This is a genomic window from Kitasatospora sp. NPDC032121 (genome assembly GCF_055580145.1).
The window spans coordinates 40,904-58,703 of record NZ_JBVILX010000006.1; the positions used below are offsets into that span (position 1 = coordinate 40,904).

2 protein-coding genes and 1 pseudogene are annotated in these 17,800 nt (G+C 75.5%); all 3 read right to left on the bottom strand.

Annotation, left to right across the window (positions count from 1 at the left end; genetic code table 11):
- Nucleotides 1-38: 38 nt before the first annotated feature.
- Nucleotides 39-7,121, bottom strand: a pseudogene (locus ACZ5OX_RS18150) (amino acid adenylation domain-containing protein); the annotation flags it as partial.
- Nucleotides 7,122-7,244: 123 nt separating this feature from the next.
- Nucleotides 7,245-16,844 (bottom strand): amino acid adenylation domain-containing protein, encoded by a 9,600-nt coding sequence (locus ACZ5OX_RS18155; RefSeq protein ID WP_465630946.1) that lies wholly within the window; start codon nt 16,842-16,844, stop codon nt 7,245-7,247.
- A gap of 686 nt (nt 16,845-17,530) precedes the next feature.
- Nucleotides 17,531-17,743, bottom strand: a complete 213-nt coding sequence (locus ACZ5OX_RS18160) for an MbtH family protein (RefSeq protein WP_465630947.1) — start codon at nt 17,741-17,743, stop codon at nt 17,531-17,533.
- Between the last annotated feature and the right edge of the window lie 57 nt (nt 17,744-17,800).

Here is a 17,800-nt window from a genome sequence, read left to right on the forward strand (position 1 = left end):
GCGGTCGGTAGGGGTGCTGAGTCGGTGGGGCGGACTGGTCAGGGAGTCAGGTGGGCGGCGAGCACCGGGCCGATGACGGCGAGCGCTTCGGAGCTCGTCATCGCGCCGTGGGTGCTCGGCACCTCGTGGACGTCGAGCCGACCGCCCAGGTACGGGCGCCAGCTCTCCGGGTCGGGGGCGTCGGTGGGCCGGTCCTTGGCGGCGGTGAAGAACACCGCGTCGCCGTCGTAACCGGGCAGCGGGAGCGCGTGGGACAGCTCGGCGTTGGCCTGGAAGACCGAGACCACCCGGGCCACCCCGGCGCCGCTGAGGCCGGCGAGCGGGCCCTCGCCGCCCCGGACGAGCGCGGCGTAGCCGTCCTCGTCCGCGGGCCAGGCGGTGACCTCCCCGACCGGGTGGCCGAGCGAGTCGAGGATCAGTTCGAGCTGCGCCGGGTCGTCCCGCCACTGCTCGGGCCCCGGCTCGCCGGTGCCCGGGTAGGCGTCCAGCAGGGCCAGCAGCCGGACCTCCTCGCCCTGTTCGCGCAGCAGCGCGGCGATCGCGTGGGCGACGGCCCCGCCGAAGGACCAGCCGAGCAGGGCGTACGGGCCCTCGGCGCGGACGGCGCGGATCTGCGCGAGGTAGGTGCGGGCCAGTTCCTCGACGGTGGCCGGGTGGGCGCTCGGGTCGGCCAGGCCGGGGGCCTGGAGGCCGTAGATCGGCTGCTCGGCGTCGAGGTGGCGCAGCAGGCCGGTGTAGACCCAGCTGATGCCGGCGGCCGGGTGGACGCAGAACAGCGGCGGGCGCGAGCCGCGGGTGCGGATCGGCAGCAGGACGGGGAAGCTCTCGGCGGCCGGGCCCAGGGTGAGCCGCTCGGCCAGCCGGGCGACGGTCGGCGCCTCGAACACCGCGCGGACGCCGATCTCCTCGTCCTCGCCGACCAGTTCGCGCAGGTCCGCGACCAGCCGGCTGGCCAGCAGCGAGTGCCCGCCCAGCTCGAAGAAGTTGTCGTCGACGCCGACCTTCTCCAGCCCGAGCAGGTCGGCGAACAGGCCGCAGAGCAGTTCCTCCCGCGGCGTCGCGGGCGCCCGCCCGGAGCCGAGCCAGGTGGTGTCGGGGGCCGGGAGGGCCTTGCGGTCGACCTTGCCGTTGGCGGTCAGCGGCAGGGCGTCCAGGGCGACGACCGCCGAGGGCACCATGTAGTCGGGCAGGGACGCGCCGACGTGGGCCCGCAGCGCGGCCTGGTCGACGCTCTGCCCGGGGTGGGCGACGGCGTAGCCGACCAGCCGGCGGTCGCCCGGGCGGTCCTCCCGGACCAGCACGAACGCCTGGGCCACCGAGGGGTGCCGGGCGAGCACGGCCTCGATCTCACCGGGCTCGATCCGGAAGCCGCGGATCTTGACCTGGTGGTCGGTGCGGCCCAGGTACTCCAGGGTGCCGTCGGCCTGGCGGCGGACCAGGTCGCCCGAGCGGTACATCCGGCTGCCGGGGGCGCCGTACGGGTCGGCGACGAAGCGCTCGGCGCTCTGGCCCGGCCGGTTGAGGTAGCCGCGGGCCAGGCCCGCGCCGGCGATGTACAGCTCGCCCTCGACCCCGGCCGGGACGGGCTGCAGCGCCGCGTCCAGGACGTAGAGCCGGGTGTCCAGCACGGGCCGGCCCATCGGCGGGGCGATCCGGCCGCTGAGCGGGCTGCTCATGCTGGCGCAGACGGTGGACTCGGTCGGGCCGTAGGCGTTGACCATCCGCAGCCGGGCCGACCAGTGCTCGACCAGGTCGGGCGGGCAGGCCTCGCCGGCGACCACCAGGGTGGTGCCCGGGGGCAGCGCGTCCGGGGCGAGCACGGCCAGCGCGGTCGGCGGCAGGGTCAGGTGGGTGACGCCCTGTTCGGCGATCAGCGCCGTCAGCGAGGGGCCGGGCAGCAGCTGGTCGGCGTCGCCGAGGACGGCCCGGGCGCCGGTGAGCAGGGCCATGCCCAGCTCCCAGACGGCCGCGTCGAAGGACGGCGAGGCGAACAGCAGCACCCGGCTGTCCGAAGTGACGGCCAGGTTACGCCGCTGGCTCTCCACCATGGCGGCGAGGCCGCTGTGGGTGACCACCACGCCCTTGGGGCGGCCGGTGGAGCCCGAGGTGTAGATGACGTACGCGGCGGAGTGCGGGGTGATCCCGGTGCCGGTGAGGTCGTGCGACGGGTGGCCGCAGGCGTCCAGGTCCTCCAGCAGCAGCCGGGGGACGGTGCTGTCGCCGAGCACGCCGTCGGCCAGCGCCTTGCTGGTGAGGACGAGCGCGGGCGAGGCGTCGTCCAGCATGTAGGCGATCCGGTCGGCCGGGTAGCGCGGGTCCAGCGGCTGGAAGACGGCGCCGGCCTTGAGCACCGCGAGCTGGGCGACGATCAGTTCGACCGAGCGCTCCAGGGCGATCGCGACGAACCGCTCGGGGCCCGCGCCGTGCTCGGTCAGCAGCCGGGCGAGGCGGTTGGCGCGCTCGTTCAGCTCGCCGTAGGTGACCCGCTCGGTGCCGAAGGACAGCGCGACGGCCTCCGGCCGGGCGGCGGCCCGCGCCTCGAACAGCGCCGGGAAGGTGCCGAGCGGGAGGTCCTCCCGGGTGTCGTTCCAGCCGGTGAGCAGCTGCTCGCGCTCCTCGGGCGCCAGCACCTCGACCCGGCCCACGGGCTGGTCCGGGTCGGCCAGCACGGCGCGCAGGGCGCGCTCGAGGCGGGCGGCCGTCGCCTCGGCGGTGGCCCGGTCGAACAGGTCGACGGCGTACTCCAGCGTCAGGCCCAGCCCGGCCGGCCCGCCATCCGCGTCGAAGCTCTCGCTGAAGGCGAAGGTCAGGTCGAACTTGGCGAGGTCCGAGTCCAGTTGCTCGACCCGGCCGGGCAGGCCGCCGAGGCTGATCTCCCCGGCCTCGCCGCCGGAGGTGAGCATCACCTGGCAGAGCGGGTGGCGGGCGGTCGAGCGCACCGGGTTGAGCAGCTCGACCAGCCGCTCGAAGGGCACGTCCTGGTGCTCGAAGGCGTCCAGGGTGGCGACCCGGACGCGCTCCACCAGCTCGCGGAAGCTCGGGTCGCCGCTCAGGTCGGTGCGCAGCACCAGGGTGTTGACGAAGAAGCCGACCAGGTCCTCCAGCGCCTCGTCGGTGCGGCCGGCCACCACGGTGCCGATCGGCAGGTCGGCGCCCGCGCCGATCCGGCCCAGCGTGGTGGCCAGCGCGGCCTGCATCACCATGAACACGCTGGCCCGGCTCTGCTGCGCCAACTCGACCAGGGCGGCGTGGAGTCCGGCGTCCATCCGGAGCTCCACGGCGGCGCCGCGGCGGCTCGGGGCGGCGGGGCGCCGGCGGTCGAAGGGGAGCGTGAGTTCCTCCGGCAGGTCGGCCAGGGTCTGCTGCCAGTACGCGAGTTGGGCGTTCAGCAGGTCGCTGGGCCGCTCGTCGGTGCCGAGCAGCTCGTGCTGCCAGAGGGTGTAGTCGGCGTACTGCACGGGCAGCGGCCGCCACTGCGGCGCGGTGCCGGCGAGGCGGGCCCGGTAGGCCTCGGCGAGGTCGCGCAGCAGCGGGACCACGGACCAGCCGTCGGTGGCGATGTGGTGCATCAGCACCAGCAGGACGTGCTCCTCGCCGGGCAGCGAGAACAGGGTGGTGCGCACCGGCAGGTCGCGGGCGAGGTCGAAGACCTCCGCGCCGGCCTCGGCGAGGGCCCGGTGGAGCTCCTCCTCGTCGGCCACCGCCGCGGTGCGCAGCGGGAGTTCGGGGCGTTCCAGGATCAGCTGGTGCGGCTGTCCGTCGGTGGTCGGGTAGACGGTGCGCAGCACCTCGTGGCGGTCGAGCACGTCCGCCAGGGCCGCGTGGAGGGCGGCGGCGTCGACCGGGCCGGTCAGCCGGAGGGCGCACGGGGTGTTGTAGAGCGTGCTCGGGCCCTCGAACTGGTCGATGAACCACAGGCGTTGCTGCGCGGGGGAGAGCGGGACGCGCTCGGGCCGCGCGGCGGGCCCGAGGGCCGGACGGGCGGCCGGCTCCTCGGTGCCCGGGGTGGGCAGGGCGGCGGCCAGCGCGGCCACGCTGGGGGCGTCGAACAGTGCCCGGACGGGCAGTTCGGTGCCGAGCGCGGTGCGGATGCGGCTGACCAGCTTGGTGGCGAGCAGCGAGTGGCCGCCCAGGTCGAAGAAGCTGTCGTCGATCCCGATCCGGTCCAACCCGAGGACGTCGGTGAAGAGTTCGCACAGCGCGCGCTCGGTGTCGGTGCGCGGGGCGCGGCCCTCGGCAGCCCCGGTGTAGTCGGGGGCGGGCAGGGCGCGCCGGTCGACCTTGCCGTTGGCGGTCACCGGGAGGGCGTCGAGGACGACCACGGCGGCCGGGAGCATGTAGCTGGGCAGGCTGTCGGCGACGGCGGCGCGCAGCTCGGCGGGGGTGGCCCCGCCGGTGGCGTAGACCACCAGGCGCTTGTCGCCGGGCCGGTCCTCGCGGACCACGGCGAAGGCCTGGCCGACGGCCGGGAGGGCGGTGAACGCGCCCTCGACCTCGCCGAGTTCGATCCGGAAGCCGCGGATCTTCACCTGGTCGTCGGCCCGGCCGAGGAACTCCAGCACGCCGTCGGCGGTCCAGCGGACCAGGTCGCCGGTGCGGTACATCCGGCTGCCCGGCTCGCCGAACGGGCAGGCCACGAAGCGCTCGGAGGTCAGCGCGGGACGGCCGACGTAGCCGCGGGCCAGGCCCTCGCCGGCGATGTACAGCTCCCCGGCCACACCGGCCGGCACCGGCCGCAGCGCGGTGTCCAGCACGTACGGCCGGGTGTTGTTCAGCGGGCTGCCGATCGGCACCACGGCGGGGACGGGCTCGGCCGGGCGCATGGTGAAGACGGTCTTGATGGCGGTGGTCTCGGTGGGCGCGTACACCGCGAGCACGTCGGTGTCAGGGCAGGCCCGGTGGATCCGGCGGACGGACTCCGGCGGGACGACGTCGCCGCCGGTCCACACCTGGCGTACGTCGCGGAAGGCGGCCGGGTTCTCGTCGGCCATCAGCCGCAGCAGGCCGGACGGGGCCTGGACCAGGGTCACCCGGTGGGTGGTGACGGTCTCGGCGAGGCGGCGGATGTCCAGCTCGCCGGGCTCGGCGAGGACGATCGCCCCGCCGGTGACCAGCGGCGCCCAGATCTCGGTGGTGGAGGCGTCGAAGGCGGTGGGCGAGTGCAGCAGCACCCGCTCGTGGTGGCCGGCCCGGAAGTGCGGGTTGCCGAGCAGGTCGACCACGTTGCGGTGGGTGACGGCGACGCCCTTGGGCACCCCGGTCGAGCCGGAGGTGTACATCACGTAGACCAGCTGGCCGGGCAGCACCGGCACGGCCGGGTTGTCCGCCGCGGGGGCCTCGTCGAGCAGCTCCCCGGTGACCTCGACGGTGGCGAAGCCGCCGGTGGCGAGCACCGGGTGGCCCCGGTGGGCCGGGTCGACGAGCAGCAGGCCGGTGCGGGTGTCGGCGAGGATGTGCTGGAGCCGGTCCAGCGGGTAGCGGTCGTCCAGCGGGACGTACGTGCCGCCCGCCTTGGCGATCGCGAGGACGGCGGTGAGCAGCCCGGCGGAGCGCTCCATCAGGACCGCGACCGGCTGTTCGGTGCTCAGCCCGCGCTCCAGCAGCAGGGCGGCGAGCCGGTTGGCGCGGTCGTTCAGCTCGGCGTAGTCGAGCCGCTCGGTGTCGGAGACCAGGGCGAGGGCCTCGGGGGTGGCGGCGGCCTGGGCCTCGAACAGCCTGGGCAGGCTCTGCTCGTCGACGGGCGCGGCCGGCCCGTTCCAGCCGGTGAGGAGCCGCTCGCGCTCGGCCGGGTCGAGGATCTCGACGGTGCCGATCGGCGCCTCGGGGGCGGCGACGGCGGCGCGCAGCACGCGTACCAGCCGCTCGGCGAGGGAGACGGCGGTGGAGTGGTCGAAGAGGTCGGCGGCGTAGTCGACGGCGGCGCGCACGCCCAGGCAGGTGCCGTCGGGCGCGAGCCGCTCGACGAAGTTGAAGTTGAGGTCGAACTGGGCCTGCGCCTCGCCGACCTCGACGGGGGTGCCCACGGCGGCGCCGAAGGCGAGGTCGCCGGCCCGTTCCGCGTTCAGCGTGACGACGGTCTGGAAGAGCGGGTGGCGGGCGGGGGTGCGGGTCGGGTTGAGGTGCTCGACCAGGCGCTCGAAGGGGATGTCCTGGTGGTCGTAGGCGTCCAGGTTGGCCCGGCGGACCCGGTCGAGCAGCTCGTGGAAGCTGGGGTCGCCGGAGGTGTCGGTGCGCAGCAGCAGGGTGTTGACGAAGAAGCCGACCAGGTCGTCGAGCGCTTCGTCGGTGCGGCCGGCGACGGGGGTGCCGAGCGGGAGGTCGGTGCCGGCGCCGAGGCGGGTGTAGAGGGCGGCCACCGCGGCCTGCAGCGCCATGAACAGGCTGGCGTGCCGTCCGGAGGCCAACTCGGTGAGGGCGGTGTGCAGTTCGGCGTCCAGCTCGAAGTCGGCGGCGCCGCCGCGGCGGCTCGGCAGGGCCGGGCGCGGCCGGTCGTAGGGGAGTGCCAGCTCCTCCGGCAGGCCGGACAACTCCTGCTGCCAGTAGGCGAGTTGCAGGGAGACGACGCTCTCCGGGTCGTCCTCCTCGCCGAGCAGCTCGCGCTGCCAGAGGGTGTAGTCGGCGTACTGCACCGGCAGCGGCTCCCACTGCGGCTCGGTGCCGGCGAGGCGGGCCCGGTAGGCCTCGGCGAGGTCGCGGAAGAGCGGGGCCACCGACCAGCCGTCGCTGGCGATGTGGTGGGTGAGCAGCAGCAGGACGTGCTCGTCCGGCGCGGGCAGGGTGTACAGCCAGGCCCGGACCGGGAGGTCCGAGGCGAGGTCGAAGACCTGCCCGGCGGCCTCGCGCATCAGCTCGTGCAGCTCGGCCTCGCCGGCCACCGGCACCCGGTGCAGCGGCGGGCGCCCCTCGGCGAGGATGTGCTGGTGGGGCTGGCCGTCGGTGGTGGGGAAGACGGTGCGCAGCACCTCGTGCCGGTCCACCACGTCCCCGAGCGCGCCCTCGAGGGCGGCGGCGTCGAGCTCACCGGTCAGCCGGAGGGCGAACGGAGTGTTGTAGAGGGAGCTCGGGCCCTCGAACTGTTCGATGAACCAGAGCCGCTGCTGGGCGAACGACAACGGGATCAAGGTCTGCCTCCGACTGGCGACGTACGGCTGCTGTGGCTGGTGGGGCCGCTCCGCCCGGTGGGGCGCGGCGGTCGAGGGGCGGGGCGGGCCGCCGCCGGTGGGCGGCCCGCGTCCCGCCGCCGGTCAGGCCTGCGGGCGGCGCATCGGCCGCAGGGCCGGGCGGGCCTTCTTCGGTGCGGGCGCCTGCTCGCCGCCGGGCAGGACGGCGGCGAGGGCGGCGACCGTGGGCGCGTCGAACAGCGTGCGGATCGGCAGCTCCGCGCCGAGGGTGGCGCGGATGCGGCTGACCAGCCGGGTGGCGAGCAGGGAGTGGCCGCCGAGGTCGAAGAAGCGGTCGTCGATGCTGACCGTCGGCACGCCCAGCACCTCGGCGAACAGGGCGCAGAGTTCCCGCTCGCGCTCGGTGCGCGGGGCGCGGCCCTCGGCCGCCCCGGCGTACTCGGGCGCGGGCAGGGCCCGGCGGTCGACCTTGCCGTTGGCGGTGACCGGCAGGCTGTCCAGGACGACGACGGCGGCCGGGAGCATGTAGCCGGCGAGGCGGTCCGCGACGAAGGCGCGCAGCTCGCCGTCGGTGGCCTTGCCGGTGGCGTACACCACCAGGCGCTTGTCGCCCGGCTGGTCCTCGCGGACCACCGCGAGCGCCTGGCCGACGTTCTCGTGGGCGGTGAACGCGGCCTCGACCTCGCCGAGTTCGATCCGGAAGCCGCGGATCTTCACCTGGTCGTCGGCCCGGCCGAGGAACTCCAGGACGCCTCCCCCACTCTCCGGCCCGGGGGACCCCCATGCCGTCCAGCGGGCGAGGTCACCGGTGCGGTACATCCGGCCGCCCGCCTCGTCGAACGGGCAGGCGACGAAGCGTTCGGCGCTGAGCGCCGGGCGGCCGACGTAGCCGCGGGCCAGGCCGGCCCCGGCGATGTACAGCTCGCCCGCCACCCCGGCCGGCACCGGGCGCAGCCCGGCGTCCAGCACGTACAGCCGGGTGTTGGCCAGCGGGCGCCCGATCGGCACCGTGCCCGGTACCGCCGTGGCGTCCGGCATCGGGTACTGGGTGGCGCACAGGGTGGTCTCGGTCGGTCCGTAGAGCGCCCGCACCGCGATGCCGGGGACGGCCTCCAACACCCGGCGCACGGCCGGGGCGGAGACCACGTCGCCGCCGGTCAGCACCTCGCGCACACCGGCGAAGATGGCCGGGTCCTCCTCCGCGATGACCCGGAACAGGCCGGCGGTGACGTGCACGTGGGTGAGCGCGTGGACCCGGACCAGGTCGCGGATGGCGGCCGCGTCCAGGTCGCCCTGCGGCGCGACGACCACCCGGCCGCCGGACAGCAGCGGCACCCAGATCTCGTAGGTCGAGGCGTCGAAGGCGTGCGGCGCGTGGAACAGCACCCGCAGGCCCTCGTCGTGCCGCCAGCACGGGTCGGTGGCGAGCTGCACCACGTCCCGGTGGGTGATCGCGATGCCCTTGGGCTCCCCGGTGGAGCCGGAGGTGAACATCACGTACGCGAGCTGCTCCGGGTGGGGCGCGGCCCGGTGGGCGAGCCGCTCGCGCGGACCGTCGAACCAGCCCTCGGTGAGCGGCAGGACGGGGCAGGGGGCGTCGGCGGCCAGCGGGTGGTCCCGGTGCGCCGGGTCGACCAGGACGAGCGCCGCAGCCGTCTCGGCGGTGATCCGCCGCAGCCGCTGGGCCGGGTGCCGGTCGTCCAGCGGGACGTACACGCCGCCCGCCTTGGCCACCGCGAGGATCGCCGTCAGCAGGTCGGCGGAGCGGTCCATCAGCAGCACCACCGGCGTCTCGGCGCCGACCCCGGCGGCGGCCAGGTGGGTCGCCAGGTGCTCGGCGCGGGAGTCCAGTTCGGCGTAGCTGAGGGTGGCGTCCGCGGTGACCACGGCCGGCGCGTCGGGGGTGGCGGCGGCCTGGGCCTCGAACAGCTCCGGCAGGGTCGCGTCCGGGACGGGCGCCGCGGTGTCGTTCCAGCCGGTGAGCAGCCGCTCGCGCTCGGCCGGGTCGAGGATCTCGATGCCGCCGATCGGCGCGTCCGGGGTGGCGACGGCGGCGCGCAGCACCCGCAGCAGCCGCTCGCCGAGGGCGGCGACGGTGGCGTGGTCGAAGAGGTCGACGGCGTACTCGACCGCCACCGTCAGGCCCGCCTGGGGGCCCTGCTCGGTGAAGCGGAAGGACAGGTCGAACTTGGCCACGTCCAGCTCGAAGGGGTGCTCCGCGCAGCCCAGGTCGCCGAAGGCGGCCGGCACCGGGACCCGGCTCTCCAGGGCCACCAGGGTCTGGAAGAGCGGGTGGCGGGCGGGGGTGCGGGTCGGGTTGAGGTGCTCGACCAGGCGCTCGAAGGGGATGTCCTGGTGGTCGTAGGCGTCCAGGTCGGTGCGGCGGACCCGGTCGAGCAGCTCCCGGAAGCTCGGGTCGCCGGAGGTGTCGGTGCGCAGCAGCAGGGTGTTGACGAAGAAGCCGACCAGGTCGTCGAGCGCTTCGTCGGTGCGGCCGGCGACGGGGGTGCCGAGCGGGAGGTCGGTGCCGGCGCCGAGGCGGGTGTAGAGGGTGGCCACCGCGGCCTGCAGCGCCATGAACAGGCTGGCGTTCTGCGCCGCCGCCAACTCGCCGAGCTTTTCGTGCAGTTCGGCGTCGACGGCGACCTCGACCAGGCCGCCCCGGTGCCCCGGCACGGCCGGGCGCGGCCGGTCGTAGGGCAGCGCCAGCTCCTCCGGTGCGTCGGCCAGGGCCTGCTGCCAGTAGGCGAGTTGGGCGTTCAGCAGGGCGCTGGGCCGCTCGTCGGTGCCGAGCAGTTCGCGCTGCCAGAGGGTGTAGTCGGCGTACTGCACGGGCAGCGGCCGCCACTGCGGCTCGGCGCCGGCGCAGCGGGCCCGGTAGGCCTCGGCGAGGTCGCGGAAGAGCGGCTCGACCGACCAGCCGTCGCTGGCGATGTGGTGCATCAGCACGAGCAGGACGTGCTCGTCGTGCGGCAGCGACAGCAGGGTGGCGCGCACCGGCAGGTCGCGGGCGAGGTCGAAGACCTCCTCGCCGGCGGTGACCAGCGCGGTCCGCAGCTCGGCCTCGTCGGCGACCCGCACCCGGTGCAGGGCCAAGTCGTCCGCACCGGTGACCAGTTGGTACGGCTGTCCGTCGACGGTCGGGAAGACGGTGCGCATCACCTCGTGCCGCTCCACCACGTCCCGGACGGCCCGCTCCAGGGCGGCGGCGTCGACGGCACCGGTGAGCCGGACCGCGACCGGGGTGTTGTAGAGCGCGCTCGGACCCTCGAACTGCTCGATGAACCACAGGCGTTGCTGGGCGGAGGAGAGCGGCACGCGCTCCGGCCGCCCGGCCGGCCGCAGGGCCGGGCGGGCTGCGGCGGAGTCGGGCAGCGCGGCGGCCAGCAGGGCCACCGTCGGATTGTCGAAGAGCGCGCGGATCGGCAGCTCGGCGCCGAGCCCGGCGCGGACGCGGCTGACCAGCTTGGTGGCGAGCAGCGAGTGCCCGCCGCGCTCGAAGAAGTTGTCGTCGATGCTGATCCGGGTGAGCCCGAGGACCTCGGCGAACAGCTCGCACAGGGCCCGCTCGGTGGCGTTGCGCGGCTCGCGTCCGCCGTCGGCGCCGTTGTAGTCGGGCGCGGGCAGGGCCTTGCGGTCCACCTTGCCGTTGGGGTTCACCGGCAGCTCGTCGAGGACGACGATCGCGGCCGGCAGCATGTAGCCGGGCAGCCGGTCGGTGACGAAGTCGCGCAGCTCCTCGGCCCGCACCTCGCCGGTGACGTACGCGACCAGGCGCTTGTCGCCCGGCTGGTCCTGGCGGACCGCCACGCAGACCTGGCCGACCGCCGGGTGGGCGGTGAACGCCGCCTCGACCTCGCCGAGTTCGATCCGGAAGCCGCGCAGCTTGACCTGGTCGTCCGCTCGACCGACGAACTCCAAGTCACCCGAAGGGGTCCAGCGGACCACGTCGCCGGTGCGGTACATCCGGCCGCCGGGCTCGCCGAACGGGCAGGCCACGAAGCGCTCGGAGGTCAGGCCGGGGCGACGGACGTAGCCGCGGGCCAGGCCGTTGCCGCCGATGTACAGCTCGCCGGCCACCCCGACCGGCACCGGGCGCAGCCCGGCGTCCAGCACGTACAGCCGGTTGTTGGGCAGCGGCCGGCCGATCGGCACGACGGCGGGTACCTCGGCGGCCGAGGTCATCGGGAAGTGCGTCGCGAAGGTGGTCGTCTCGGTGGGCCCGTAGACGTTGACCAGCCGCAGTCCGGGGCAGCTGTCCAGGACCCGCCGCATGGCGACCGGCGAGGCGATGTCCCCGCCCGTCCACACCTCGTGCAGCCCGGCGAAGGTCTCCGGGGCCTCGGCGGCCAGCACGTTGAACAGGCCGACGCTGATCCAGGCGGAGGTGGTCCGCTCGTGGCCGATCACCGCCGCCAGTTCGGCGATGCCGAGCCGGCCGGCCGGGGCGATCACCAGCTGGCCGCCGGAGAGCAGCGGGGTCCAGATCTCGTAGGTGGAGGCGTCGAAGGCGGAGGGCGCGTGCACCGGCAGCCGCTCGTGGCCGCCGCCGGTGAACTGCCCGCCGAGGGCGAGGTCCACCACGCCGCGGTGGGTGACGGCGATGCCCTTGGGTACGCCGGTCGAGCCCGAGGTGTGCATCACGTACACCAACTGGTCGGCGCGCTGCGGCAGTCCGAGGTTCTCCGGGTGCTCCTCGGCGTGCGGGTCGAGCACCGTCAGGCCGGCCAGCGCGGGGTGCTCGCGGTGCGCGTCGTCGGCCAGCACCAGCTCGGCCCCGGCGTCCGCGAGGACGGTCCGCAGCCGGTCCGTCGGCTGGGCGTCGTCCAGCGGCACGTAGAGGCCGCCGGCCTTGAGCACCGCCAGGATCGCCACCACCTGGGCGGCCGAGCGGTCGATCATCAGCGCGACCGGCGTCTCCCGGACGACCCCGGCCTCGACCAGCCGCAGCGCCAGGCCGTTGGCCCGGGCGTTGAGCTGGGCGTAGGTCAGCTCGGCGTCGTCGGCGGTGAGCGCGATCGCGTCCGGGGCGGCGGCGGCCCGCGCCTCGAACAGCTCGGGCAGCGAGCCCTCCGGCAGCGGGGTGTCGGTGCCGCTCCACCCGGTGACCAGCTCGGCGCGCTCGGCCGCCGTCAACACCTCGACGGTGCCGACGAGTTCGGCCGGGTCGGCGACGATCCGGTCGAGCAGGGCGAGGAAGCGGTCCAGCAGGGCCCGGGCCTCGTCGGCGGTGAAGGCGTCCGGCTGGTGGTCCAGGCGCAGCTGGAGGCCGTCGCCGGGGGTGAGGGCCAGCACCAGCGGGTAGTGGGCGCTGTCGACGTCCTCGACGAGGGTGACGCCGGTCGCGCCGCTCGGGTCGGCGCCGTCCAGGGCGGACGGGTCCGGGTAGTTGCCGTACACCGTGACGGTGTCGAACAGGCTTCCCATTCCGGCGAGTTGCTGGATCTCGGTGAGGCTGAGGTGCTGGTGGTCCAGTAGTGCGGACTGCTCGTGCTGCAGGCGCAGCAGCAGCTGGCCCCAGCTCTCCGCCTGGTCCAGCCGCACCCGCACCGGCACGGTGTTGATGAGCAGGCCCATCATCCGCTCCACGCCCGGCAGGTCGTGCGGGCGGCCGGAGACGGTGGTGCCGAACAGCACGTCCTCGCGGCCGGTGAGCCGGGCCAGCAGCACGCCCCAGGCCGCCTGGACCAGGGTGTTGAGGGTGACGCCGTAGCGGCGGGCGGTACGGGCGAGGGCCTCGGTGCGCTCCGGGGTGAGCCCGGTGCGCAGGCGCAGCGGCAGCTGCGGGGTGGCGGCCGAGCGGCCGGGCGCGAGCAGGGTGGGCTCGTCGGCGCCGGCCAGCGCCTGGGCCCAGGCGGCGCGGGCGGCCACGCCGTCGCGCCGGGTGATCCAGCGCAGGTACTCGCGGTACGGGGCGGCCGGGGCCATCGGCTGCTCGAAGTACAGGCCCCACAGCTCCTCGGCGAACAGCGGGGTGGACCAGCCGTCCAGCAGGATGTGGTGCGCGGAGGCGATCAGCTGGTGGCGCCCGGGGGCGAGCCTGAGCAGGGTGTAGCGCAGCAGCGGCGGGCGGTCCAGGTCGAAGCGGCGGCCGTACTCGGCGGCGGCGATCCGGGCGGCCTCCGCCCCCGGGTCGGCGTGCCCGCTCAGGTCGAGGACGGTGAAGGGCAGTTCGACGCCGTCCGGGACGACCTGCACCGGCGGGCCGTCGTGCCGCTGGTGGAACGCGGCCCTGAGGTTCGGCTGGCGGACCAGCAGCGCCTCGGCGGCGGCGCGCAGCCGGTCGGCGTCCACCGGGCCGGTCAGGTCGAAGGTCACCACCGAGGTGTAGACGTCCGCGCCCTCGGCGTCGTACGCCGAGTGGAAGGCCATGCCCTGCTGGAGCGGCGAGGTGGGCCAGACGTCCACCAGGCGGGCCGGGGCGTGGTGGGCGGCGAGCGCGTCCACCTCGTCCTGGGTCAGCTCGACCAGCGGGAAGTCGGAGGGGGTGTGCCCGCCCGCGTCCGGCCGCTCGGCGTGCTCGGCGAGCGCGCCCAGCGCGGCGAACCAGGCCTCGGCGAAGGCGCGCACCCGCTCCTCGGAGAGCAGCCCGGAGGCGTACGACCACTGGGCGACCAGCAGCGGGCCCTGCGGGGTGTCCACGGTGGTGGCGTCCAGGCCGAGCACCCGGCCGAGCGCGAGGCCCGTCGCGGCGCCCTCGGACATCGCCTCGGTGCCGGCCAGCACGTCCTCGGCGGTGACGCCCTCGGGCGCGAAGCGGCCCAGGTAGTTGAACTCGATCTGCGGGTCGGCGCGGTCGGCGAGGACGGCGGCGGTCTCCGGGTTGAGGTGGCGCAGCAGGCCGAAGCCGATGCCGTTGTCCGGGACGGCCCGCAGCTGCTCCTTCACCCGGCCGAGGGCCCGGCCGAGCGCGGGGCCGGCCGCGATGACCTCGGACCACTCCAGAGCCCCGGGGGCGAGCCGGACGGGGTAGACGGAGGTGAACCAGCCGGCGGTGCGGTGGAGGTCGACGCCCTCCACGATCTCCTCGCGGCCGTGTCCCTCCACGGTGACCAGCACCGCGCCGTCGGGCCCGGTGGTCTCCCGGCCGCGCCAGTGGCCGAGGGCCAGCGCCAGCGCCGTCAGCAGCACGTCGTTGACCTGGGCGTGGTAGGCGGCGGTGACCTTGGTGAGCAGCGCCTGGGTGGTCTCGGCGGGCAGCACCAGCCGCAGCAGGCCCTCGGTGGCGTAGGTGTCCCGCGCCGGGTCCAGCGGGCGGTCGCCGAGCAGCGGGTCCGGGGTGGCCAACGCGGCCTCCCAGAGCGGGAGTTCAGCGGCACGGCGGTCGGTGTTGGCCTCGGCGGTGAGGCGCTGGGCCCAGCGGCGGAAGGAGGTGGGCACCGGCGCGAGCTCGACGGCCCGGCCCTCGCGGAGCGCGTCGAGCGCGCCCAGCAGGTCCTCCTCGACGATGCGCCAGGTGACGCCGTCCACCACCAGGTGGTGGATCACCAGCAGCAGCTGCGAGGGCAGCTCCGGGCCGGCGTCGAAGCGCACGGCCCGCACCATCCGGCCGTCCTCGGGCGACAGCCGCTCGCGGGCGGCCTCGGTCGCGGCGCGCAGCGCCCCGGCGGTGGCCGGGCCCTCGACCAGGCTCAGCACGTCGGCCGCGGCGACGGTGCCGGGCTCCGGCACGTGCAGCGTCCAGGGGCGCTCGGCGAGCGGGGAGGTGCGGGCGCGGAACAGGTCGTGGTGGTCGAGCAGGGCCTGGACGGCGGCGGCCAGGTGCTCCCGGGTGGTGCCGGCGGGCAGGGTGAGCAGGGTCGACTGGTAGAAGCTCTCGACCGCGCCGTGCTGCGCGGCCAGCCAGTGCACGATGGGCGTCGGCGGCACCTCGCCGAGGCCGGCCCCGGCGGGTTCGACGACGACCGGGCCCTCCAGCGGACGGGCGATCAGCGCCAGCGCCTCGACGGTCGGGGCGAGGAACACGTCGCGCGGGGTGAGCTGGAGGCCCGCGTGCCGCGCCCGGGAGACCAGCTGGATGGCGACGATGGAGTCCCCGCCGAGCTCGAAGAAGGACTCCGTGACGCCCACCCGGGGCAGGCCCAGCACCTCGCCGAACAGCCGGACCAGGGTGTGCTCCAGCTCCCCGACGGGGGCGCGGCCGTCCTCCTCGCCGGCGCCGAACACCGGCGCGGGCAGGGCGCGCTTGTCCACCTTGCCGTTGGGCGTCAGCGGCAGCCGGTCGAGCACCACGACGGTGGGCACCATGTGGTCGGGCAGCCGCTCGGCGCAGTACGCCCGCAGCTCGGCCGGGTCGGCGGCGCCGGCGGTGTAGCCGACCAGGCGGCGCTCGCCGGGGCGGTCCTCGCGGACCAGCACCACCGCCTGGCGCACCTCGGGGTGGGCGGAGAGGGTCTGCTCGATCTCGCCGAGCTCCACCCGGAAGCCGCGGATCTTCACCTGGTCGTCGGCCCGGCCGAGGAAGTCCAGCTGGCCGTCCGGGCGGTAGCTGCCGAGGTCGCCGGTGCGGTACATCCGGCTCCCGGGCTCGCCGTACGGGTCGGCCACGAAGCGCTCGGCGGTCAGACCGGGGCGGTTGAGGTAGCCGCGGGCCAGGTGCGGGCCGGCCAGGTACAGCTCGCCCACGGTGCCCGGCTCGACCCGGCGCAGCCGCTCGTCCAGCACGTGGACGCGCACGTCCTGGCAGGGCCGGCCGATCGGCGGCTGCTCCTCGCCGGTGAGCGGCTCGCTCATGGAGACGATGACGGTGGCCTCGGTCGGCCCGTAGCTGTTGAGCATCAGCCGGCCGCGGCCGCAGCGGGCGGCCAGCTCGCGGGAGACGGCCTCGCCGCCGCCGATCAGGGTGCGCAGCGAGGGCATCGGCAGGTCGGGCAGGGTGGAGATCATCGCGGTGGCGATGTCGGCGTGGGTGACGCCGAACCGGTCGATCAGGGCGGCCAGCGGCTCGCCGACCAACTGGCTCTGCTCGCGCGGCAGGACGAGCGCGGCGCCGGTGGTGAGCGCCACGGACAGGTCGGAGACGGAGACGTCGAAGCTGAGCGAGGAGGCCTGGAGCACCCGGCTGCCGGGGCCGACCCCGGTGGCGGCGACCTGGGTGCCGATCATGCTGGGCAGCCCGGTGTGGGTGACGGCCACACCCTTGGGCACGCCGGTGGAGCCGGAGGTGTAGATGACGTACGCGGTGTTCAGCGCGCTCAGCGGCCGCACCCGCTCGGCGGCGGTGAACGGGGTGTCCGGCTGGGCGTCGAGTTCGGCCCGGTGCTCGGGGGAGTCGAGCAGCAGGAGCGGGGCGCCGGTCCCGGGCAGCTGCCCGGCGGCCTCGGCGGTGGTGAGCACCAGGGCGGCGCGGGAGTCGGTCAGCATGTGGCGCAGCCGCTCGGCCGGGTAGGCCGGGTCGGCGGGCAGCCAGGCGGCGCCGGTCTTGGCGACGGCGAGGATCGCGGCGATCGCCTCGGGGGACTTCGGCAGGGCCAGCGCGACGACGTCCTCGGCGCCCAGGCCGCGGGCGGCCAGCACCCGGGCCAGCCGGTTGGCGAGGGCGTCCAGCTCGGCGTACGTGAGGGTGGTGCCCTCGGCGTACAGCGCGGGGGCGTCGGGGGTGCGGGCGACCTGGGCGTCGACCAGCTCGGTGAGGGTCGGACGGGCGTCGGGACGGGCGCGGCACAGGACCTCGGCCGATTCCGGCCGCTGCTCGGATCTGTGCGTCTGCTGGACCCCGGACATGTGACTCTCTCCCTCGTGCGGCTGGCCCCCGCGGTGGCGGGAGCGGCGAGCTGGGTTGACCTCGGGGCGGTCGGCCCGGCGGTCGGCGGAGCGATGTTGCGGTCGTCTTGCGGTGCTGGGGGTGTGCTTCGGGTGACGGCCGTGCGGCGCGTTGTGGCGGTGTGGCGCGTGCGGTGGTGTGGCGCGGTGCGGTGGTGCGGCCGTGCGGCGCGGTGTGGCGGTGCGGCGCGTTGTGGCGGTGCGGCGCGTTGTGGCGGTGCGGAGGGTGCCGGCGCGCCGGCGCTGTTCGATGCACGCGCGTAGATGTCGGACACGGGACCGCGCCGACGGCATGCCGGGGCCGTACGGCGGTGGTGGGGTGCTGCGGTGGCTCGCGAGGATGAGACGGCTCGCGGTGGTGCCAAGGCTCGCGGCGGTGCGGTGCGTGCCGCAGTGGTGCGGTGCGGTGCGGTCCGTGCCGCGGGTGCTGCCGGCGGCCGGGGGAGGGCCGGGGAGCGGCCGGGTGAGCGGCGGCTCGGGCGCGGTGCTCCGCCGGGTGAGCGGCGGGCTGCTCCGCGTTTCTTCTCCGCGGTCTTCTCCGCGGTCGGCGCCGAGGCGGTGTGGCCGGGTGAGCGGCCGCTCGGCGGGGATCCCCGTACGGAAGCCGGGTGTTCAGCCCTCCGACGGTCGGTGGGCGGTGGCCGAGGTCAGTGCTCGGACAGCTGCGCGATCAGGCTCTTCGGCCGCAGGTCCTGCCAGTTCTGCTCGACGTAGTCGAGGCAGTCCTGCCGTCCGGCGGCACCGAACACCTGCTGCCAGCCGGCGGGCACCGGGCTGAAGGCCGGCCAGAGCGATTGCTGGCCCTCGTCGTTGACCAGGACGAGGTAGCTGGCCTCGGGGTCCTCGAACGGGTTCGCCATCGTCGGTTCCTCTCTGATCAGGTCTGTTCGGAGCAGTGCGAGAAGGTGAGGATCGGG

Bases quoted from the DNA above. Each gene is read 5' to 3' on its own strand.
- ACZ5OX_RS18155 (WP_465630946.1), bottom strand. From the start codon at position 16,844: ATGTCCGGGGTCCAGCAGACGCACAGATCCGAGCAGCGGCCGGAATCG.
- ACZ5OX_RS18160 (WP_465630947.1), bottom strand. From the start codon at position 17,743: ATGGCGAACCCGTTCGAGGACCCCGAGGCCAGCTACCTCGTCCTGGTC.